This window comes from Streptomyces sp. NPDC052687 (genome assembly GCF_040678395.1).
Classification (GTDB): Bacteria; Actinomycetota; Actinomycetes; order Streptomycetales; family Streptomycetaceae; genus Streptomyces.
Genome location: NZ_JBFATR010000023.1, coordinates 1 through 20110, shown reverse-complemented (window position 1 = coordinate 20110; position 20110 = coordinate 1). Strand labels below are relative to the sequence as shown.

At 74.3% G+C, this 20110-nt stretch carries 17 protein-coding genes and 1 pseudogene; 11 read left to right on the top strand and 7 right to left on the bottom strand.

All coding sequences use genetic code 11. The features are described 5' to 3' along the window. The first annotated feature begins 29 nt into the window (after positions 1-29). On the top strand, positions 30-1550 hold the full coding sequence (locus AB0K92_RS19590; protein ID WP_365924460.1) for a cytochrome P450: 1521 nt from the start codon (positions 30-32) through the stop codon (positions 1548-1550). On the opposite strand, the gene AB0K92_RS19585 is transcribed toward AB0K92_RS19590, so the two are convergent. The 3 genes from AB0K92_RS19585 to AB0K92_RS19575 all read right to left on the bottom strand — a co-directional run bounded on the left by AB0K92_RS19585 (position 1544) and on the right by AB0K92_RS19575 (position 4656). Then, positions 1544-2473 carry an RluA family pseudouridine synthase gene (locus AB0K92_RS19585; protein ID WP_365924458.1) on the bottom strand — a complete coding sequence of 310 codons (930 nt, stop codon included), beginning with the start codon at positions 2471-2473 and terminating at the stop codon, positions 1544-1546. The genes AB0K92_RS19590 and AB0K92_RS19585 overlap by 7 nt on opposite strands. Positions 2474-2671: 198 nt before the next feature. Next, the gene (locus AB0K92_RS19580) at positions 2672-3523 is read right to left on the bottom strand and encodes a siderophore-interacting protein (protein WP_365924456.1); all 852 of its coding nucleotides are present in this window, start codon (positions 3521-3523) and stop codon (positions 2672-2674) included. 203 nt (positions 3524-3726) lie between these two features. After that, positions 3727-4656, bottom strand: coding sequence for a 5'-3' exonuclease (locus AB0K92_RS19575; RefSeq protein WP_365924565.1), 930 nt, complete (start codon positions 4654-4656; stop codon positions 3727-3729). 198 nt (positions 4657-4854) lie between these two features. Here AB0K92_RS19575 and AB0K92_RS19570 point away from each other — a divergent pair, with 198 nt between their 5' ends. The 4 genes from AB0K92_RS19570 to AB0K92_RS19555 all read left to right on the top strand — a co-directional run bounded on the left by AB0K92_RS19570 (position 4855) and on the right by AB0K92_RS19555 (position 9549). Beyond that, positions 4855-5928: a glycine betaine/L-proline ABC transporter ATP-binding protein gene (locus tag AB0K92_RS19570; RefSeq protein ID WP_365924454.1), complete on the top strand. Its 1074-nt coding sequence runs from the start codon at positions 4855-4857 to the stop codon at positions 5926-5928. Continuing rightward, a complete protein-coding gene (locus AB0K92_RS19565; RefSeq protein WP_365924452.1) occupies positions 5928-7757 on the top strand; it encodes an ABC transporter permease/substrate binding protein in 1830 nt (609 codons plus the stop codon). The genes AB0K92_RS19570 and AB0K92_RS19565 overlap by 1 nt, the downstream gene beginning before the upstream one ends. A gap of 419 nt (positions 7758-8176) precedes the next feature. Next, entirely contained in the window at positions 8177-8746 is a 570-nt protein-coding gene (locus tag AB0K92_RS19560; RefSeq protein WP_365924450.1) for an XRE family transcriptional regulator, read from the top strand. Next, positions 8743-9549, top strand: a complete 807-nt coding sequence (locus AB0K92_RS19555) for a helical backbone metal receptor (protein WP_365924448.1) — start codon at positions 8743-8745, stop codon at positions 9547-9549. The genes AB0K92_RS19560 and AB0K92_RS19555 overlap by 4 nt, the downstream gene beginning before the upstream one ends. On the opposite strand, the gene AB0K92_RS19550 is transcribed toward AB0K92_RS19555, so the two are convergent. Beyond that, positions 9461-10591, bottom strand: coding sequence for a TDT family transporter (locus tag AB0K92_RS19550; RefSeq protein WP_365924446.1), 1131 nt, complete (start codon positions 10589-10591; stop codon positions 9461-9463). The genes AB0K92_RS19555 and AB0K92_RS19550 overlap by 89 nt on opposite strands. Positions 10592-10661: 70 nt before the next feature. Between AB0K92_RS19550 and AB0K92_RS19545 the strand changes: the two genes are divergently transcribed. Next, the gene (locus tag AB0K92_RS19545) at positions 10662-11666 is read left to right on the top strand and encodes a LysR family transcriptional regulator (protein WP_365924444.1); all 1005 of its coding nucleotides are present in this window, start codon (positions 10662-10664) and stop codon (positions 11664-11666) included. Between the two features lie 39 nt (positions 11667-11705). Here AB0K92_RS19545 and AB0K92_RS19540 read toward each other — a convergent pair whose 3' ends face one another. Further along, positions 11706-12434 carry a gamma-glutamyl-gamma-aminobutyrate hydrolase family protein gene (locus AB0K92_RS19540; protein WP_365924442.1) on the bottom strand — a complete coding sequence of 243 codons (729 nt, stop codon included), beginning with the start codon at positions 12432-12434 and terminating at the stop codon, positions 11706-11708. A 119-nt stretch (positions 12435-12553) separates the two neighbouring features. Then, a complete protein-coding gene (locus tag AB0K92_RS19535; protein ID WP_365924563.1) occupies positions 12554-13300 on the bottom strand; it encodes an FCD domain-containing protein in 747 nt (248 codons plus the stop codon). Positions 13301-13392: 92 nt separating this feature from the next. Between AB0K92_RS19535 and AB0K92_RS19530 the strand changes: the two genes are divergently transcribed. The 4 genes from AB0K92_RS19530 to AB0K92_RS19515 are packed head-to-tail and all read left to right on the top strand — an operon-like array spanning position 13393 to position 17922. Then, positions 13393-14757 (top strand): glutamine synthetase family protein, encoded by a 1365-nt coding sequence (locus AB0K92_RS19530; RefSeq protein ID WP_365924440.1) that lies wholly within the window; start codon positions 13393-13395, stop codon positions 14755-14757. Between the two features lie 8 nt (positions 14758-14765). Further along, positions 14766-16154, top strand: coding sequence for an aldehyde dehydrogenase family protein (locus tag AB0K92_RS19525; protein ID WP_365924438.1), 1389 nt, complete (start codon positions 14766-14768; stop codon positions 16152-16154). Then, complete coding sequence (locus AB0K92_RS19520; RefSeq protein WP_365924436.1) at positions 16151-16942, top strand: 3-oxoacyl-ACP reductase; 792 nt, start codon at positions 16151-16153, stop codon at positions 16940-16942. The genes AB0K92_RS19525 and AB0K92_RS19520 overlap by 4 nt, the downstream gene beginning before the upstream one ends. A 29-nt stretch (positions 16943-16971) precedes the next feature. Beyond that, positions 16972-17922, top strand: coding sequence for a DUF2510 domain-containing protein (locus AB0K92_RS19515; RefSeq protein ID WP_365924561.1), 951 nt, complete (start codon positions 16972-16974; stop codon positions 17920-17922). A 10-nt stretch (positions 17923-17932) separates the two neighbouring features. On the opposite strand, the gene AB0K92_RS19510 is transcribed toward AB0K92_RS19515, so the two are convergent. Continuing rightward, positions 17933-19135: an amino acid deaminase/aldolase gene (locus tag AB0K92_RS19510; RefSeq protein WP_365924434.1), complete on the bottom strand. Its 1203-nt coding sequence runs from the start codon at positions 19133-19135 to the stop codon at positions 17933-17935. A 264-nt stretch (positions 19136-19399) separates the two neighbouring features. Between AB0K92_RS19510 and AB0K92_RS19505 the strand changes: the two are divergent. Next, positions 19400-20110: pseudogene (locus tag AB0K92_RS19505) on the top strand (hypothetical protein); the annotation flags it as partial.

The following is a 20110-nucleotide window of genomic DNA, read 5'->3' as shown; positions in this document are numbered from 1 at the left end:
GGCCCAAGACGCCTGGAAAGCGACCCACCGTGACGTCTGACATCCCCACCACCACCGGTACGGACGACCGCACCCCGGCCCCGCCCCCGGGCTGCCCCGCGCACGGACTCCAGGCCGGCGGGCTGCGCCGGCTGTACGGCCCCCAGCCGCTGGACCTGCGCTCCCTGTACGAGGAACTGCGCGCCGAGCACGGCCCGGTGGCGCCCGCGCTGCTCCACGACGACGTACCGATCTGGGTGGTCCTCGGTCACGCGGAGAATCTGCGGCTGGTGAACACGCCCGCGGTGTTCAGCCGCGACAGCCGGATCTGGACCCCGCTCCTGGACGGCCGGGTCAAGCCCGACCACCCGCTGATGCCGCACATCGCCTGGCAGCCCGTCTGCTCCCACGCGGAGGGCGACGAGCACCGCAGGCTGCGCTCCGCGGTGACCAGCGCCATGGCGCCCATCAACCACCGCATCATGCGCCGGTCCATCTACCGCCGTGCCCAGGCGCTGGTCAACGAGTTCTGCGAGCGCGGCGAGGCGGACCTGGTCCACCAGTACTCCGAGCATCTGCCGATGGCGGTGATGTGCGACCTGCTGGGCATGCCGGAGGAGTACAGCCACCGGATCGTGCACTGCGCCCGCGACATGCTCAAGGGCACCGAGACCGCCATCGCGAGCAACGCGTACATCCAGGAGGCCCTGGCCCGGCTCACCGCGCGCCGGCGGGCCGAGCCCGCCGAGGACATCGCCGGGCTGCTCGTCACGCACGAGGCCGGGCTGACCGACGACGAGATCCGCGAGCACCTGCGGGTGGTGCTGATCGCCGCGTACGAGGCGACGGCGAACCTGCTCGCCAACGCGCTGCGCATGGTCCTCACCCACCCGGGCTTCCGGGCCCAGCTGAACGGCGGCCAGATGACCGTGGCGCAGGCGGTCGAGCAGTCCCTGTGGGACGAGCCGCCGTTCAGCACGGTGTTCGCCTACTTCGCCAAGCAGGACACCGAGCTGGGCGGGCGGCAGATCCGCAGGGGCGACGGGCTGCTGTTCGCGCCCGCGCCGGGCAACATCGACCCGCGGATCCGGCCGGACCTGAAGGCCAGCATGATGGGCAACCGGTCACACCTCGCCTTCGGCGGCGGACCGCACGAGTGCCCCGGCCAGAACATCGGCCGGGTCATCGCCGACGTCGGGGTGGACGCGGTGCTGCGGCGGCTGCCGGACGTACAGCTCGACTGCGAGGAGGACGAGCTGGAGTGGCGGGAGTCCATCGCCTCCCGCCATCTGGTGGAGCTGCCAGTGCGGTTCGTGCCCAGGCCGCAGCAGGACATCGACCAGATGCCGAGCCACACGCCGAACCCGCCGAGGGGCTCGGTCTGGGACCCGCTCCCCGCGGAGCTGGAGGTGCCCCCGGCGGAGATGCCCTCGCCGCAGACGCCGTCGGCGGAGCTGCCTCCCGCGGAGCCGGCCGCCGCCGTCGCGGAGCCCGAACACGAGCCCGAGGCGGAGCCGGAGCCCGGGCCGGGCGCCCTGCAGCGCTTCCTGCGCTGGTGGCGCGGCTACTGACCGGGCCAGGCGGCGAGCGTCCGCGTACTGCGGAAGCGGTGCGCCGCCCCCGTCACCGGATCGGTGAACTCCAGCTCCCGCGCGAGCAGTTGCAGCGGGTCGCGGAAGTCGCCGGGCGCGGCGGGGGCGGTCACCTCCGGGTAGAGCGGATCGCCGAGGATCGGCACCCCCAGCGCGTTCATGTGCACCCGCAGCTGGTGGGTCTGCCCGGTGGCGGGCACCAGCCGGTACCGGCCGAGGCCGTCCCGGTGTTCGATCAGCTCGATCCGGCTGACCGCGTTCGGCTCGCCCGGCACCTCGACGGCGGTCAGCGAGCCGCGCTCCTTCACGATCCGGCTGCGCACGGTCCGGGGCAGGGCGAGCGCCGGATCGTACGGCGCCACCGCCTCGTACTCCTTGCGCACCAGGCGGTCCCGGAACAGCGTCTGGTACGCGCCCCGCTCCTCGGGCCGCACGGTGAACAGCACCAGCCCGGCGGTGAGCCGGTCCAGCCGGTGCGCGGCGCTGAGCGTGGGCACGCCCAGCTCACGGCGGAGCCGGGCGAGCGCGGTCTCGGCGACATGGCTGCCGCGCGGGGTGGTGGCCAGGAAGTGCGGTTTGTCGACGACGACGATGTGCTCGTTGCGGTGCACGATCCGCAGCGGGAACGGCACCGGGACCTCCTCGGGCAGCTCCCGGTGGAACCACACGAACATCCCCGGCACATACGGCGCGTCCGCCGCCACCGCCGTGCCGTCCGCCCCGACGATCTTCCCCGCGTCGAACATCTCGTCGACCACACCGGGGCCCGCGCCCGACAGCCGCTCCACCAGATGCTCCCGGACGGTGTCCCACGCCCCGTCCACGGGCAACCGCACCCGCACCGGATCGACCCCGCGGCACTGGGGCAGCGGCGCCGCCGGAACACGACTTCTGCGTCTCATCGCCGTCCAGCGTAAGCGGGGCCGCGAGGCAGGTGTGCCGGGACGCGGTGTGGGGGAGGAGGGGGGCGGGGTGACGGCGTCACCCGGTGGACGACGTCAAGCGGCGGACGGTGTCGCGCGGCGGACGGTGTCGCGCGGCGGACGGTGTCGCGCGGCGGACGGTGTCGCGCGGCGGACGGTGTCGCGCGGCGAACGACGTCACGCGGCGGACGGCGTCGTGCCCTCCTGCTCGGCCTCGATGCGGGCGTTCCACTCGCGCTTGGAGGCCTGCCAGCCGTCCTCGTTGTGACCGAGGCGCCAGTAGCCGGAGATGGAGAGGTCCTCGCGCGGGACGTGGTGCTCGACGCGCAGCAGCCGGCGCAGTTCCTTCACGCAGGCGGCCTCGCCGTGCACGAAGGCGTGCACGCGGCCCTCGGGGAAGCGGAGCGCGCGGACGGCCTCGACCAGGGCCTGGCCGACGGGCCGGTCGCCGCGGTGCAGCCAGACGACCTCCGCGTCGGAGTCGATCTTCTGCTCCTCCTCGGGGCCGGCGACCTCCACGAAGGCGCGGACCCGGGCGCCGTCGGGCAGCGCCTCCAGGGAGGCGGCGATGGCGGGCAGCGCGCTCTCGTCGCCGGCGAGCAGATGCCAGTCGGCACCGGGGTCGGGGGCGTAGGCGCCGCCGGGGCCGAGGAAGCGGATCGTGTCGCCCGGCCGCACGCGCATCGCCCACGGGCCCGCCAGGCCCGCGTCGCCGTGCAGCACGAAGTCCAGGGTCAGCTCGCGCGCCTCGGGATCCCAGGCGCGCACCGTGTAGGTCCGGGTCACCGGCCACTGCTCGCGGGGCAGCTCCTCGCGGATCCGGTCCAGGTCGAACGGCTCGGGGTAGGTGATGCCCTCGGCCGGCGGGAACAGCAGCTTCACATAGTGGTCGGTGCACGTGCCGGCGGCGAACTCGGCGAGACCGTCGCCGCCGAAGACCACGCGCTGCATGTGCGGGGTGAGCCGTTCGGTGCGGACGACCTGTGCCGAGTGGGCCTTTCGCGGCTTCCTGGCCGGACGTTCTGCCATGACGGCCTCCCTGATCCCTGAACTTAGGCATGCCTAAGTTAGCATCTCCCCCCTCGCGACCGACACCACGGCCCGGCAATTTCCGAGCGCGAGTCGGCCCCCGCGAGGACGCCCCGAGCGCGGGCGGAGCGCCGCGCGAGCGCCGCCCGACCGGTGAGCGAGCGCCGCGGGGTACGGCACCCCCGCCGTGGGTCCGGGTACCCTCACGCCCCCAAAGTCACCAGCAGTCGCCGAAGTGAACCGCCCAGCCCCCACCGCACCGCGATCGCGTCCAGTGCCTCCGGGTCGCGCGGGGCACGCGGCAGGGCCGTGCCGACGTCCGGCAGGGGCACGTCGTCCGCGACCCGCACCACCTTCGGGGCGACCGCCAGATACGGCCGGGCCTCGGTCAGCCGTCTGCGCTGGGTGGGCGTGAGCTTGGCGCGCGGGTCGTCCACGGCCGCCAGCACGCCGGCCAGGTCGCCGAACTCGGCGAGCAGCTTGGCCGCCGTCTTCTCGCCGATGCCGGCCACTCCGGGCAGCCCGTCGCTCGGGTCGCCGCGCAGCAGCGCCAGATCCGCGTACCCACGGCCGTCGACGCCGTACTTCTCGCGCAGCCAGGACTCGTCGGTCACCTGGAGCGTGCCGACGCCCTTGAGGGGATACAGCACCCGCACCCCGCGCGCGTCGTCCACCAGCTGGTAGAGGTCGCGGTCGCCGGTGACGATGTCGACCGGGCCGCTCGCGCGGGCGGTGAACGTGCCGATGACGTCGTCCGCCTCGTACCCCTCGACGCCGACACGGGCGATGCCCAGTGCGTCGAGCACCGCCTCGATGAGGGGGACCTGCGGCGACAGGGTGTCCGGCACCACCTCCTCGTCCGGCCCCGCCGGGTGCTCCTCGGCGACCCGGTGCGCCTTGTAGGAGGGGATCAGGTCGACGCGCCACTTGGGGCGCCAGTCGGCGTCCATGCAGGCCACCAGGTGCGTGGGGCGGTGGTCCTTGACCAGCCGGTCGATGAAGTCCAGCAGTCCGCGCACGGCGTTCACCGGGGTGCCGTCCGGGGCCTTCACGGACTCCGGGACGCCGAAGTAGGCGCGGAAGTAGAGCGAGGCGGTGTCGAGGAGCATCAGTCGTCCGGTCACGTCTCGCATCATGCCGTACGCCACTGACAGCCCCCCCGGCACGGGGAACGCGTTGCGTCCTGCGCCTCGCCCGTGAACTGGCCCACCTTCGCGTTTGCCCTGACGGGACCCGGGCAGGGGCGGGCTCGGAGCGATGCCGGTCGCGCACAGCTGTTCCCCGCGCCCGTCGCTCCGTCTTTTTGTCGCCGTCCATGACGAGAGGTTCGTGTGTCATCCAGGCTTGAGGCCGACCATCTGTACAAGGTGTTCGGCAGACGACCGGACGAGGCGGTCGACCGGCTCCGCGCCGGCGCCGACCGTGAGGAGCTGCGCGCCGACGGCACCACCGCGGCCGTGATCGACGCCTCCTTCACCGTGGAGCCGGGCCAGATCTTCGTCGTCATGGGCCTGTCCGGATCCGGCAAGTCCACGCTGCTGCGCATGCTCAACGGGCTGCTGGAGCCGACCGCCGGAGCGGTCCGCTTCGACGGCCAGGACTTGACCGCGCTCGGCGACCGCGAGCTGCGCGAAGTTCGCGCCCGCAAGATCAGCATGGTCTTCCAGCACTTCGCGCTGTTCCCGCACCGCAGCGTGCTGGAGAACGCGGCCTACGGCCTGGCCGTGCAGGGCGTGCCCCGCGCCGAGCGCGAGCGGCGCGCCGGCGAGGCGCTGGCCCTGTGCGGTCTGGCCGGCTGGGAGAAGTCCTGGCCGGACGAGCTGTCCGGCGGTATGCAGCAGCGCGTCGGCCTGGCCCGCGCCCTCGCCACCGACGCCGGCCTGCTGCTGATGGACGAGTCCTTCAGCGCCCTGGACCCGCTGATCCGCCGCGACATGCAGGACCAGCTGCTCACCCTCCAGAAGACGCTGAAGAAGACGATCGTGTTCATCACCCACGACCTGAACGAGGCCATGCGCCTGGGCGACCGCATCGCCGTGATGCGCGACGGCCGGATCGTGCAGACCGGCACCGCCGAGGACATCCTGCTGCGCCCCGCGAACGACTACGTCGCCTCCTTCATCCAGGACGTCGACCGCTCCCGGGTGCTGACCGCCTCCGCCGTGATGGACACCGGCCTGCGCGGCGACGAGGGGACCTGCGGCTGTGAGACGGCGACGCCGGACACCCCGTTCACCGAGCTGTGCGCGATCAGCGCGCGCGTGCCGCACCCGGTCGCCGTCCTGGACGCCGGGCGCGAGGTCGTCGGCGTCGTGCCCAGGCAGCGCCTCGTCGGCTTCCTCGGCGACGAGGAGGGCGGTCCCGTGCCCTGCGACGACCGGCGCGAGGGGAAGGTGACCGTCTGATGCCCAGGCTCCACCTCGGTGACTGGGTCGACTCCGGTGTCGACTGGCTGCTGAACCACCTCTCCTGGCTCTTCGACGCGGTCAGGACGCTCGTCGAGGGCATGTACGACGGCATCGACGCCGTGCTCACCGCGCCCCAGCCGCTGCTGCTCGCGGGCATCCTCGCGGTGCCGGCCTGGTGGCTGCGCGGCCTGGTCTCGGGTGTCCTCGCCTTCGCCGGCTTCGCGCTGGTCGACTCGCTTGGCCTGTGGGAGCGGGCCATGTCGACCCTCTCCCTGGTGCTCGTCGCCACCGTGATCGCCCTGGTGGTCGCCGTGCCGCTGGGCATCTGGGCGGCCCGCTCCCGGCGGGTCAGCGCCACCGTGCGGCCGGTCCTGGACCTGCTCCAGACCATGCCGTCGATGGTGCTGCTGATCCCGGCCATCCTCTTCTTCGGGCTGGGCACCGCCGCGGGCGTCATCGCCACGCTGATCTTCGCCGTCGCACCGGGCGTGCGCATGACCGAGCTGGGCATCCGCCAGGTCGACAAGGACCTGGTGGAGGCCGCCGAGGCGTTCGGCACCAGCCCCCGCGACACGCTGCTGCGGGTCCAGCTGCCGCTCGCCCTGCCCACGATCATGGCGGGCGTCAACCAGGTGATCATGCTGGGTCTCTCGATGGTCGTCATCGCCGGCATGGCCGGCACCGGCGGGCTCGGCGGCGCGGTCAACGAGGCCATCGGCCGGCTGGAGATCGGCTACGGCTTCGAGGCGGGCGTCGCCATCGTCGTCCTCGCCGTCTACCTCGACCGGATGACCAGCGCCCTCGGCACGCAGATCTCCCCGCTCGGCCGCCGCGCCGCCGCCAGGGCGCGCGTGGCGAGCGGCGCCAAGGCCCTGTGGGCCCACCGCCCCCGCCCGGCCGTGCCGCTCGTCGGCGTGGCCGTGCTCGCGCTGGTCGCGGGCGGCATGGGCGTCCTCGGCGGCTCCTCCGGCACCGCCGAGGCCTCCGCCTCGAACGTCGGCAGGGGCGAGGAGATCACCATCGGGTACATCCCGTGGGACGAGGGCATCGCCTCGACGTATCTGTGGAAGGAGATCCTGGAGCGGCGCGGCTTCGACGTCACGGCCACCCAGTACGCGGCCGGCCCGCTCTACACCGGTCTCGCCACCGGCCAGGTCGACTTCCAGACCGACGCGTGGCTGCCCAGCACCCACGCCGAGTACTGGGCGAAGTACGGCAAGCGGCTCGACGACCTCGGCAGCTGGTACGGCCCGACCTCGCTGGAACTGTCCGTCCCGGCGTACATGAAGGACGTCGACACGCTCGGCGACCTGAAGAAGCACGCCGGCGACTTCGGCGGCCGGATCGTCGGCATCGAGCCCAGCGCCGGGATGATGGGCCTGCTCAAGAACAAGGTGATGAAGGAGTACGGCCTGCAGGGCGCGTACGACGTCGTCGACGGCTCCACGCCCGCCATGCTCGCCGAGCTGAAGCGCGCGTACGCGCAGCACAAGCCGGTCGTCGTCACCCTCTGGTCGCCGCACTGGGCGTACAGCGACTACGAGCTGAAGAAGCTGAAGGATCCCCGGGGCGCCTGGGGCAAGGGCGACGGTGTGCACACGCTCTCCCGGAAGGGCTTCGCCGAGGACCACCCCGAGGTGAGCCGCTGGCTCAGGGACTTCTCGATGACCGAGGAGCAGCTGACGAGCCTGGAGGCGCAGATCCAGAAGGCCGGCAAGGGCGGGGAGCAGGACGCCGTCCGTACCTGGCTGAAGCGGCACCCCGGTTTGGTCGACCGGTGGGCCCCGGTCGACGGCCGCGGCGGCAGGAGCCAGGCGGCCGGGTGACCTGACGGACCCGACCGCCCGGAGCGAGGGGCGGGCCCCACCGTACGGCCGAGGCCGTGGTGGCGGTCCGCCCCTCGCCGTATGCGCGGCGCACCACAAGGATCCGGACAACCACGGAGCGCTACGCCGATGCCCGAGCCCCGGCCGCCGGAGCAGGCCCCGGCCGAACGGAGCCGGGCCGGCACCTTGGGGAACATCGGGGACGGCTGCCGCATTGAACTGAAAGAGCGAACGGATGTGCGGATCGGAGGCCGTGGGGCGCGCGGGGCGGCTGATCCACTGGCGCGAACTGTGAGGTCGCACCCCACCCCGTGCGACGTCGATGTGACAGCCCCGTGAAACGGTTTGCCGAACATGCGTAGGGTGCAGAGAACTACTCATCGGCGACAGCGCGACGAGCGAAGGAGGGAGCCGGAGCGATGGGCGACCACAAAGAACAGCCCCTTCGGGTGGGCGCGGCCGTCCGGCGGCGGCGCCGGGCCCTGGAGCTCACCCTCGCCGTCGTGGCCGAACGCAGCGGCCTGTCGGTGCCCTTCCTGAGCCAGGTCGAGAACGACCGCGCGCGCCCCAGCCGCGGCTCCCTGGAGAAGGTGGCCGACGCGCTGCGCACCACCGCCGTCGAACTCCTCGCCGCCGCCGACCCGGCGTGCAGCGTCGACGTGGTGCGCGCCGAGGAGACCGACCAGCCGCCCGAGCCGCAGGTGCGGTCGCTGGTGCGCGGCCACCACCAGATGCACGCCTCGGAGTTCACCGGCGACCATGACGCGGGCCGCGAGTTCCAGCACCGCAACGACCAGCTGATGTACGTCGCGGACGGCCAGGTCGAGATCGAGGCGGAGGGCCGCGCCTACCGCCTGGGCCGCGGCGACACCCTCTACCTCACCGGCGGGGTGCGCCACCGCTGGCGGGCGACGGTGCCGGAGACCCGGGTGCTCGTCGTGGCCGTGGCCGAGCACATCGAGGCCGTCCAGGACCGGCACCGCCAGTGAGGGTCGTCTCGCTGGTGCCGTCGCTCACCGAGGCGGTGGCCGTGACCCTGCCCGGCGTGCTCGCCGGCGCCACCGACTGGTGCAGCCGTCCGGCGGGCCTGGACGTCACCCGCGTCGGCGGCACCAAGAACCCGAAGACCGACCGGATCATCGCGCTCGCCCCCGACCTGGTCATCGCCAACGAGGAGGAGAACCGCGCCCCCGACCTCGACGCCCTGCGCGCCGCGGGCGTGGAGGTGCTGGTGACCGAGGTGCGCGACGTGCCGCAGGCCTTTTGCGAGCTGGACCGGGTGCTGACCGCGTGCGGCGCGCGCTCCCGGCCGCGCTGGCTGGACGAGGCGGAGGCGGCGTGGGCGTCCCCGCCGTCCCCGTTCCTGGCGTCCGCGGTGTCCCAGCCGTCCCGGCCGTCCACCCGGTCACTGCCGTCCCCGCCGTCACTGCCGTCCCCGCCGCTGCCGGAGCGCCGCGCGACGGCCGTGGTGCCGGTCTGGCGGCGGCCCTGGATGGTGCTGGGCCGGGACACCTTCGCGGGCGACGTCCTCGCCCGGCTCGGCGTCGACCACCTGTACGCCCATCACGCCGACCGCTACCCGCGCGTCCCGCTCGACGAGCTGGTCGCGGCCCGCCCGGACCTCGTCGTCCTGCCCGACGAGCCGTACCGCTTCACCGCCGACGACGGCCCCGAGGCCTTTCCCGGGCTGCGCTGCGCGCTCGTCAGCGGACGGCACCTGACGTGGTACGGGCCGTCACTGGCCGAGGCGCCGGCGGTACTGGGTGCGGCGCTGCGAGCAGCCGTCCGCTGAGCACGCCCCGCGCGGTGTGCGCGGCGGCCGTGGCCCAGGCGGCGACCAGCACGCCGTACAGCAGGATCGCGAGCCCGTCGAAGACGGCCAGGCCGGTGTGCCGGGCCAGCGACGCGGCGCCGGTGACGCAGGTGCCGACCGGGAAGGTGAACGCCCACCAGGTCATCGCGAAGCCCATGCCCTGCCGCCGGGCGCGCGCCACGTGCGCGGTGGCCAGGCCCAGCCACAGCAGCGCGAACCCCATCACCGGCACCCCGTACAGGACGGCGGGCAGCGCGAACCAGCCGTCGCCGTCGTGGGAGTGCGGCACGGCGAGCGGGGCGACGTCCGCGAACATGCCGGCCGCGGTGGTGGACTGCCCCAGCGGGCCCAGCACCAGGAACAGCGTCGGGGTCAGCGCGAGCGGCAGCGGGCCCGCCGTGACCAGCCGCGCGAAGACCAGCGGCAGCATCAGCAGCGTGCCGCACAGGCTCAGCCCGAACAGCCCGACGCACCCGAACAGCAGGGTCGCGCGGGCCTGTCCGGGCGGCAGGTGCGGCACCAGCAGCGGCCCCACCGCCGCCGACACCATCGGCGCGACCAGCGGCAGCAGCCACACCGGAGTGGCCTGCTGCGGCTCCACGCGGTGGCGTACGGCCATCAGGTACGGCACGGCGACCGCGACCCACAGCCCCACCGCCGTACCGGCGCCGAACAGCACCGCGCCCAGGGCGAGCGCCGCGCTCCCGCCGAGCCAGGCCGGGCCCAGCGTGAGGGCGCCGCCGCCGACCGACACCAGGGCCATGGCCAGGCAGCCGTAGAACGGGGCCGTGGCCGGATCGGCCAGGTGGGCGCGGGCCTGGTCGCGGTGGTGGGACCAGTGCAGGGCGCGGGCGGCGAGCAGGGTCACCAGCAGGGCGAGGGCGAGCGCCCAGACGGCGGTGCAGGCGGTGCGCAGGCCGGGGAGCGGCAGCGGGAGCGCGGCGCCCGCCGTGCCCACGACGGCGGTTCCCATCACAGAGGCGTACCAGTTGGGGCCGAGGTGGCGGACTGCGGTGACCATGCCGCAACCCTCCCGTCCCCGGACGGTCCCCACCAGGGATCATGTCTCTATGAGGGCATAAACTGGCCTTATGGGCAGCACGAGCGACACTCCCGGCATCATGGGCGGCACCCCAGGCGGCACCACGGGCCCCGACGCAGCACAGGAGTCCGCGCCGGCCCCTCCGGCCTACGCCCCGACGACCGGGTCGCTGGCGTACCGGGTGCCCGACCTGGGCGCCCTGGAACTGCTGCTGGCCGTGGCCCGGCTCGGCAGCCTGGGCGCCGCCGCCCGCGAGGTCGGCATCACCCAGCCCGCGGCCAGCAGCCGGATCCGCTCCATGGAGCGCCAGCTGGGCGTGGCCCTCGTCGACCGCTCGCCGCGCGGCTCCCGGCTCACCGACGCGGGCGCCCTGGTGACCGACTGGGCCCGGCGGGTCGTCGAGGCGGCGGAGGCGTTCGACGCGGGCGCGCAGGCGCTGCGCGACCGGCGCGACTCGCGCCTGCGGGTGGCGGCCAGCATGACCATCGCCGAGTACCTGCTGCCCGGCTGGCTGCTCGCGCTGCGCGCCCAGCGGCCCGACACGGCGGTGTCGCTGCTCGCCGGGAACTCGGCCGCGGTGGCCGAGCGGCTGCTGTCCGACGAGGCCGACCTCGGCTTCGTCGAGGGACTGACCGTGCCGCCCGGACTGGACGCGGTGGTCGTCGCCCGCGACCGGCTCATCGTCGTCACGGCCCCCGGCCACCCCTGGGCCCGCCGCCGGGAGCCGCTGTCGCCCGCCGAACTCGCCTCCACTCCGCTCGTCCTGCGCGAGAAGGGCTCCGGCACCCGGCAGGTCCTCGACGCGGCGCTGGGCGGCCTGGCCCGCCCCCTGATCGAACTCTCCTCCACCACCGCCGTGAAGGCCTCCGCCGTCGCCGGCGCGGGCCCCGCCGTCCTCAGCGAGCTGTCCGTCCGCGAGGAGCTGTCCACCCGCCGCCTGGTCAGCGTCCCTGTGGACCGCGTCAGCCTCCGCCGCGACCTCCGCGCCGTCTGGCGCACCGGCCACCGCCCGGCGGGCCCGGCACGCGACCTGCTGTCGCTGACGCGCCGGTAGCCGGCGGCTCGGCCGGCGCGAGGACGGTGAGAGCTCTGGCTATGGGCGAGTTCCCTCGCTCCGGCGAGACTTCCGGGCCGTCGTGGCGGCCCGGACCAGCGCGCGCATCACGCGGTCGTCCTCGCCCATCTCCGGGTGCCACTGGACGCCGAGCGTCCAGGCGTCGGTGTCCGGCAGCTCGATCGCCTCGATCGTGCCGTCGGCGGCGTGGGCGCAGGGGAGCAGCCCGGCGCCCAGGCGGTCGACGGCCTGGTGGTGGTACGTGGGCACGGAGGTCTCCTCCGGGACGATCGCGGCGTAACGCGTGCCCGGGACCGGCTTGACCGGGTGGCGGCCGAAGACGCCGACCACCTCGGCGTGGCCGTCGAGATGCTGCACGAGGGTGCCGCCGAGCGCCACGTTCAGCAGCTGCATGCCCCGGCAGACGCCCAGCAGCGGCACCCGGGCCGCCACCGCCGCCTCGATCAGGGCCAGTTCCCAGGCGTCGCGCGCGTGGGCCGGCGGGCCGGTGCGCGGGTCGCGGTCGGCGCCGTAGCGGGCCGGGTCGACGTCGGGGCCGCCCGCGACGACCAGCCCGTCCAGGCGGGCCACAACCGCCGCCGCCCGGTCCGGCGCGTCCGGCGGCAGCATCACCGCCAGCCCGCCCGCGCGCTGCACCAGCCGGAAGTACCCGGCGGGCAGCAGCGCCGCCTCCAGCTCCCACACGCCCCAGCGCGCCCCCGTCTCCAGGTAGGTGCTGACCCCGATCAGCGGCCGCTCGTCCGTCATCCGACCTCCCCCGTCGACCGCGACGCATCGCCTTGGACCGCACCGGGCTCGTTCACGCAACTCGTTCGAATGGACTCGTCCCGTACCTTTGCCCAGACACGGGCCTCATGGCAAGACGCTCATCCGAGAAACCCGCGCAGCAGCGCCGCCGTCCCCGCGCAGTGCTCCCGCATGATCTCCCGCGCCCCGTCCGCGTCCCCGTCGAGCACCGCCTCCACCAGCGCGGTGTGCTGGTGCTGGGAGTGCTCCAGGTTGCGCACCAGCAGCGGGATGCAGTCGAGCAGGTCGTTCACCGTGGCCCGCACCGCCGCGTACTGGGCGGTCAGCGTGGGAGAGCCGGACAGCTCGGCGAGGGTGAGGTGCAGCAGCGTGTCGCGGCGGCGGTAGTCGGCGAGCGGGGCGTCACGGGTGCCGGCCAGCGCCGCGCGCAGCCGCTCCGCCTGCGCGTCCGTCAGCCCGTGCACGGCGCACAGCCCGGCCGCCCCGGTCTCCAGCACCTCCCGGAAGCGCAGCACGTCCTCCAGGTCGACCCCCGCGACCCGCCGCCGCAGCTCGTCCTCGCCGACGGCGTCCGCGCGCTCCCGCACGAACGTCCCGCCGTACCGGCCGCGCCGCGACTCCACCAGCCCCTGGTCCTGGAGCACCTTCAGCACCTCGCGCAGCGTCACCCGGCTGATCCCCAGCCGCTCCGCCAGCTCCCGCTCGGCCGGCAGCCGCTCGCCGCCGCGCACCAGGCCGAGCCGCAGGATCTGGAGGATCTGCTCCAGCGCCTCCTCGAAGCCGTTGCCCGCGCGCACCGGCCGCAGCACGGGGGCCAGCCGGTCGCCGGGTCCCGCACCCGCCGTGACGGCACCGGCGGGTTCCACCGGATCGTGTGGCACAGGCCCGCGCCCCCTTCCCAAGTAATGGTCGTCACTCATACCTTAGGGCTCCCGGCTGACCGAAGGAGGCCCTCCCCGTGGCAGACCGCACACCCCCGCTGAGCGTCGAGGAGCTGCACGCCCTCGTCGTGGGCGGTGAGATCGACACCGTCGTCCTGGCCTTCCCGGACATGCAGGGACGCCTCCAGGGCAAGCGGTTCGCCGCGCGCTTCTTCCTCGACGAGGTGATGAGACACGGCACCGAGGGCTGCAACTACCTCCTCGCCGTCGACGCCGAGATGAACACCGTCGACGGCTACGCGATGTCCTCCTGGGACCGCGGCTACGGCGACTTCGCCATGCGCCCGGACATGACCACCCTGCGCCGCGTCCCCTGGCACGCCGGCACCGCCCTCGTCGTCGCCGACCTCGCCTGGGAGGACGGCTCCCCGGTCGTGGCCGCGCCCCGCCAGATCCTGCGCCGCCAGCTCGACCGGCTCGCCGCACTCGGCCTGACCGCGCAGGTCGGCACCGAGCTGGAGTTCATCGTCTTCAAGGACACCTACGAACAGGCCTGGGACGCGAACTACCGCGGCCTCACCCCGGCCAACCAGTACAACATCGACTACTCCGTGCTCGGCACCGGCCGTGTCGAGCCCCTGCTGCGCCGTATCCGCAACGAGATGGCCGGCGCCGGGATGACCGTCGAGTCCGCCAAGGGCGAGTGCAACCCGGGCCAGCACGAGATCGCCTTCCGCTACGACGAGGCCCTGGTCACCTGCGACCAGCACGCGGTCTACAAGACCGGCGCCAAGGAGATCGCCGCCCAGGAGGGCATGTCCCTCACCTTCATGGCGAAGTACAACGAGCGCGAGGGCAACTCCTGCCACATCCACCTGTCCCTGACGGACACCGACGGCCGTCCCGCCTTCGCCGGCGACGGTCCGCACCGCATGTCCCCGCTCATGCGCCACTTCCTCGCCGGACAGCTGGCCGCCCTGCGCGACTTCTCCCTCCTCTACGCCCCGCACATCAACTCCTACAAGCGGTTCCAGCCCGGCTCCTTCGCCCCGACCGCCGTCGCCTGGGGCCACGACAACCGCACCTGCGCCCTGCGCGTCGTCGGCCACGACCGCTCCCTGCGCTTCGAGAACCGGCTGCCCGGCGGCGACGTCAACCCGTACCTCGCGGTCGCCGCGATGGTGGCCGCGGGCCTGCACGGCGTCGAGCAGGAGCTGGAGCCGCCCGAGCCCTGCGCGGGCAACGCCTACAGCGCCGGCTACGAACAGGTGCCGACCACCCTGCGCGACGCCGCCGAACTGTGGGAGAACAGCCCGGTCGCCAAGGCCGCCTTCGGCACCGAGGTCGTCGACCACTACCACAACATGGCCCGCGTCGAACTGGCCGCCTTCGACGCCGCGGTGACCGACTGGGAGCTGCGCCGCTCCTTCGAACGGATGTGAGGCAACCCGTGACCGACACCCTCGAGGTGCTCAACCCCGCGACCGAGGAGGTCGTCGCCACCGTCCCGGCCGCCACCGCCGAGGACGTGGACCGGGCCGTCGTACGCGCGGCGAAGGCGCAGACGGCGTGGGCCGCCCTCGCCCCCGGCGACCGGGCCCGGCTGCTGCGCCGGTTCGCCGTCACCGTCGACGACCACCTGGAGGAACTGGCCCGCCTCGAAGTCCGCGAGGCCGGCCACGTCATCGGCAACGCCCGCTGGGAGGCCGGCAACGTCCGGGATCTGCTCGACTACGCCGCCGGGGGAGTGGAGCGGCTGACCGGCCGCCAGATCCCGGTCCCCGGCGGACTCGACGTCACGATCCTCGAACCGCTCGGCGTGGTCGGCGTGATCGCCCCCTGGAACTTCCCGATGCCGATCGCCGCCTGGGGCGCCGCACCCGCCCTCGCCGCCGGCAACGCGGTCATCCTCAAGCCCGCCGAGACCACCCCGCTGACCGCGCTGCGCCTCGCCGAACTCGCCCTGGAGGCCGGCCTTCCGGACCACCTCTTCCAGGTGCTGCCCGGCCACGGCCCCGTCGCGGGCAACGCGCTGGTCGAGCACCCGGACGTGGCGAAGATCGTGTTCACCGGCTCCACGGCCGTCGGCAAGCAGGTGCTGGCCAAGGGCTCCGCCCACCTCAAGCGCGTCACCCTCGAACTCGGCGGCAAGAGCCCCAACATCGTCTTCGCCGACGCCGATATCGAGGCCGCCGCCGCAGCGGCTCCCATGGCCTTCCTCGACAACTCCGGCCAGGACTGCTGCGCCCGCACCCGCATCCTCGTCCAGCGCTCCGCCCACGACCGCTTCCTGGAGCTGCTGGCCCCCGCCGTCGAGGCGGTCACCGTCGGCGACCCGGCCGACGAGACCACCGACATGGGCCCGCTGATCTCCCGGACCCAGCTGGAGCGGGTCCGCGGCTACGTCGACCGGAACGCGCCCGGCATCCGCGGCAAGGCCCCCGAGGGCCCCGGCTTCTGGTTCCCGCCCACCGTCCTCACCGGCGTCGACCCGGCCGCCCGCGTGGCCGTCGAGGAGGTCTTCGGGCCCGTCGCCGTCGTCCTCCCCTTCGAGGACGAGGCGGAGGCCGTGGCGCTGGCCAACGCCACCGACTACGGCCTGTCCGGCTCCGTCTGGACCCGCGACGTGGGCCGCGCCCTGCGCGTTGCGCAGGCCGTCCGGGCCGGCAACCTGTCCGTCAACTCCCACTCCAGCGTCCGCTACTGGACCCCGTTCGGCGGCTTCAAGCAGTCCGGCCTCGGCCGCGAGCTCGGCCCGGACGCCCTGACCGCCTTCACCGAGACCAAGAACGTCTTCATCAGCACCGTCCCCACCAGCACGGAGGGCCCCGCACAGTGACCTCTCAGACCTCTGACAGCATCTGCCGCCGGCTCGTCGGCCGCACCGCCGTCGTCACCGGAGCCGGCAGCGGCATCGGCCTCGCCAGTGCCCGCCGGCTCGCCTCCGAGGGCGCGCACGTCGTCTGCGGCGACGTCGACGAGACCCGCGGCAAGGCGGCCGCCGAGGAGGTGGGCGGCCTCTTCGTGAAGGTCGACGTCACCGACCCCGAACAGGTGGAGGCGCTGTTCAAGGCGGCCCACGACACCTACGGCAGCGTCGACATCGCCTTCAACAACGCCGGCATCTCCCCGCCCGACGACGACTCCATCCTGGAGACCGGACTGGAGGCCTGGAAGCGCGTCCAGGAGGTCAACCTCACCTCCGTCTACCTGTGCTGCAAGGCCGCCATCCCCTACATGCGGCGCCAGGGCAAGGGCTCCATCATCAACACCGCGTCCTTCGTGGCCCGGATGGGCGCGGCCACCAGCCAGATCTCCTACACCGCCTCCAAGGGCGGGGTTCTGGCCATGTCCCGCGAGCTGGGCGTGCAGTTCGCCCGCGAGGGCATCCGCGTGAACGCCCTGTGTCCCGGACCCGTCAACACGCCGCTGCTGCAGGAGCTGTTCGCCAAGGACCCGGAGCGGGCCGCCCGCCGCCTGGTGCACATCCCGCTCGGACGGTTCGCCGAGGCCGAGGAGATCGCCGCCGCGGTCGCCTTCCTCGCCAGCGACGACTCCTCGTTCGTGAACGCCACCGACTTCCTGGTGGACGGCGGGATCTCGGGGGCGTACGTCACACCGCTGTAGCACTGCGCCTACAGTGCCGGGATATGAGCATGACACCGCCGCCCGGCTGGTACCGCGACCCCTCGGCCCCGCACGCCGAGCGCTGGTGGGACGGCACGGCCTGGACCGAGCACCAGCGCGCCCCGGAACCCGCCGGGCACCCGGTGCCGGGCCCGCCGCCCGTCCCCGGCCCGCCGCCGCCCACCGTGCCGGGCGGCGGCACCGCGCGGTCCCGGGCCATCGCCCTCACCGTCGCGAGCGCCGTCCTCGTCGCGGCAATCGTCACCGGCGCCGTCTTCCTGAAGGAGGACGGGCAGGGCGGCCCCGGCCCGGTGACCACCCCCACGGCCCTGCCCCCGACAACCCCCGATCCCTCCCCGCCGCCGTCACCCGCCCCCTCCACCCCCTCCACCCCCTCCGAGCCGTCCGACACCGGCCCGGCCGTCGTCGAGGACCAGCTCAACGGCATCACCTTCCCGCTGCTCGACGGCTGGGTCCGGCCCCGCCACGTCAGCCAGGACGACGTCGTGATGACCACCGACGGCACCTACGACTGCCCGAGCGGCGTGGGCCTGTGCCGGCACGGCATGGTCTTCTCCCGGACGGCCACCGCCACCGACGAGACCTCCCCGAAAGCCCTCGCCGAGGGCGACATCGCCGACGCCGCCGACGAGGCCTACGACCGCGACGCCCTCGGCCGGCGCCCGCACGGCGGCATCGAGTCCCACCAGGTCGTCGACTCCGGACCGGTCGCGGTCGCGGGCCGCGCCGGCTACTTCGTGCGCTGGCGGGTCAGGACCGCGGACGGGCCCGGCGGCTACGTCCAGTCCCTCGCCTTCCAGTCCAGCGTCGGCACCGAGTCACCGGTCGTCGTCCGCTACGTCTTCGACGCCGGCGAGGACGGGCCGCCGCTCACCGACATGGACCGCCTCACCGAGGGCATCCGCGTCACCGGCGACACCGACCCGGGCGGCGGCGTCGGCAGCAGCGTCGGCCCCTGAGCACGGCAGCTCACAGGAACGTACGGCCCTCGCCCCGGTACGTCGGCACGGTAGCCGTCACCCGGTCGCCCTCCACCAGGTGCAGCGCGTCGAACCGCTCGCACAGCTCACCGGCCTTCGCGTGCCGGAACCACACCTTGTCGCCGATCAGCAGATCGTCGGCGGGCGAGCCCAGCAGCGGCGTCTGCACCTCGCCGGCGCCCTCCTGCGGGTCGTAGCGCAGCCCCTCCGGCAGATACGGCACCGGCAGTCGGTCCCGCCCCGCCGCACCGGACGCCGGATAGCCCCCGCCCAGCACCGTCACCACGCCCACACCCGGCCGCCGGACTACGGGCTGCGCGAACAGCGCGGCCGGACGCCCGCTGAACGACGTGTAGTTGTCGAACAGCCGCGGCACATACAGCCCCGACCCGGCCGCGACCTCGGTGACCGCGTCCTCCGCCACGGTGTACTGCACACTGCCCGTGCCGCCGCCGTTGACGAACTCCAGCCCCGGCACCACCGCCCGCACCGCGCGCACCACCGCCGCCCGCCGCTCGGCCAGCTCCCGCCGCGCCGCCGCCTGCATCAGCCGGACCGCCCGCGAGCGCACCGGCCGCCCCGCGACCGCGTCCCCGACCCCGGCGACATGACCCTCGTACGCCATGATCCCGACGACCTCGAAACCCGGCCGCCGGGCCACCGAACGCGCCAGCTCGGCGACCTCGGCGGGGGAGTGCAGCGGGGAGCGCCGGGCCCCGACCCGCACCCGCCCCCCGAACAGCCTGAGCGAGGTGTCCAACTCCAGGCACACCCGCACCACTTCCCGCCCGCCGTCCCGCGCCCCGTCGATCAGGGCGAGCTGCGCCGGATCGTCGACCATCACGGTCACGGCGGCGGCGAGCTTGGGGTCGCTCGTCAGCTCGGCGAACCCGGCCCGGTCGGCGGACGGATACGCCAGCAGGACGTCGTCGAACCCCGACCGGGCCAGCCACAGGGACTCGGCGAGGGTGAAGGACATGACACCCGAGAACCCGTCCTTCGCCAGGACGCGTTCGAGCAGCGCCCGGCAGCGCACGGACTTGCTGGCCACCCGGACCGGCTTCCCGCCGGCCCGGCGGACCAGGTCGTCCGCGTTGGCGTCGAAAGCGTCCAGGTCCACGATCGCCAGCGGGGCGTCGAGATGGGCGGTGGCCCGGTCGTAACGGGCCCGGTCGGCGGCGCGCGCAGTCATGAACGAAGCCTGCCAGACAGGATTACCGCAGGGTAGGGGGATGTTCCGGGCAGATGCCCCGCGGTCGTGGACTGGTTCCCGCAACGGCGCGGGCACGCCGTAAAGTGGCGCGCACGCACGGCGGAACGACCCCGGGGCGGTGCCCGCGCCGGATGGCGGTCCGGCCGTGCGGGTATGCGTGCGGCGTGAGGACGGGCGGCGCGCGTACCGGCGGACGGTGGCCCCGTGCGAGGAGCGGGCCCGGCAGGAGGAAACGGGGGGCGCATGAGCACGGACGCGCGGCACGCCCCCATCCCCCCGCGCCCGGCCACGCCTCCGGTCCCCACGACCGCACCATCCGTCACGCGGTCGCCGCGCCCCGCCGCGAGCCCTGCCGGTGCGCCGTCCCAGGTGCACGACCCGGCCGCCCTCGGCGCCCCGGGCTCAGCTTCGGCCGCCACCTCGTCCGCCGCCCACGCCGACTCCGGCTCGGTGCCGGGCGAGCAGCCGGGCGGCGCGACCTCCGCCGGGGACGGCTCGGCCCGGCAAGGTGCCCGCCGTGCCGCCTCCGGTCGGGCTCCGGCCGCGGGAGCGGAGCCCGCCGGGGGCTCGGGTGGTTCCGGTGGCTCCCTCGGCTCCGGTGGGTTCGGCGCCTCCGGTGCCTTCAGCGCTTCCCCTGGTTCCCGCGGCTCAGGTGACGCCCGCGCGCCCCGTCGCCCCGAGGGCGCCCCGCTCACCCCGCCCCCGCCGCCCGCCTCGGCCCGCTTCCCGGACACGCCGCCTCCGCCGCCGCGCGGTCCCGTACCGCCGCGCTCCGCGGACGCCGCCGCCACCGAGACCGCGACCGAGCGCACCACGCGGCTGCGCCCCGTCCCGCCGGAGCCCTCCGCCACGCCGGACCGCGACCGCGCCGCCGCACCGGCCGAATCGGTACGCCGGCCGGCCGCCGGGACCGCGGAGCACGACCGGCGTGAGGCGGCCGCGCCTGGCGCGCCC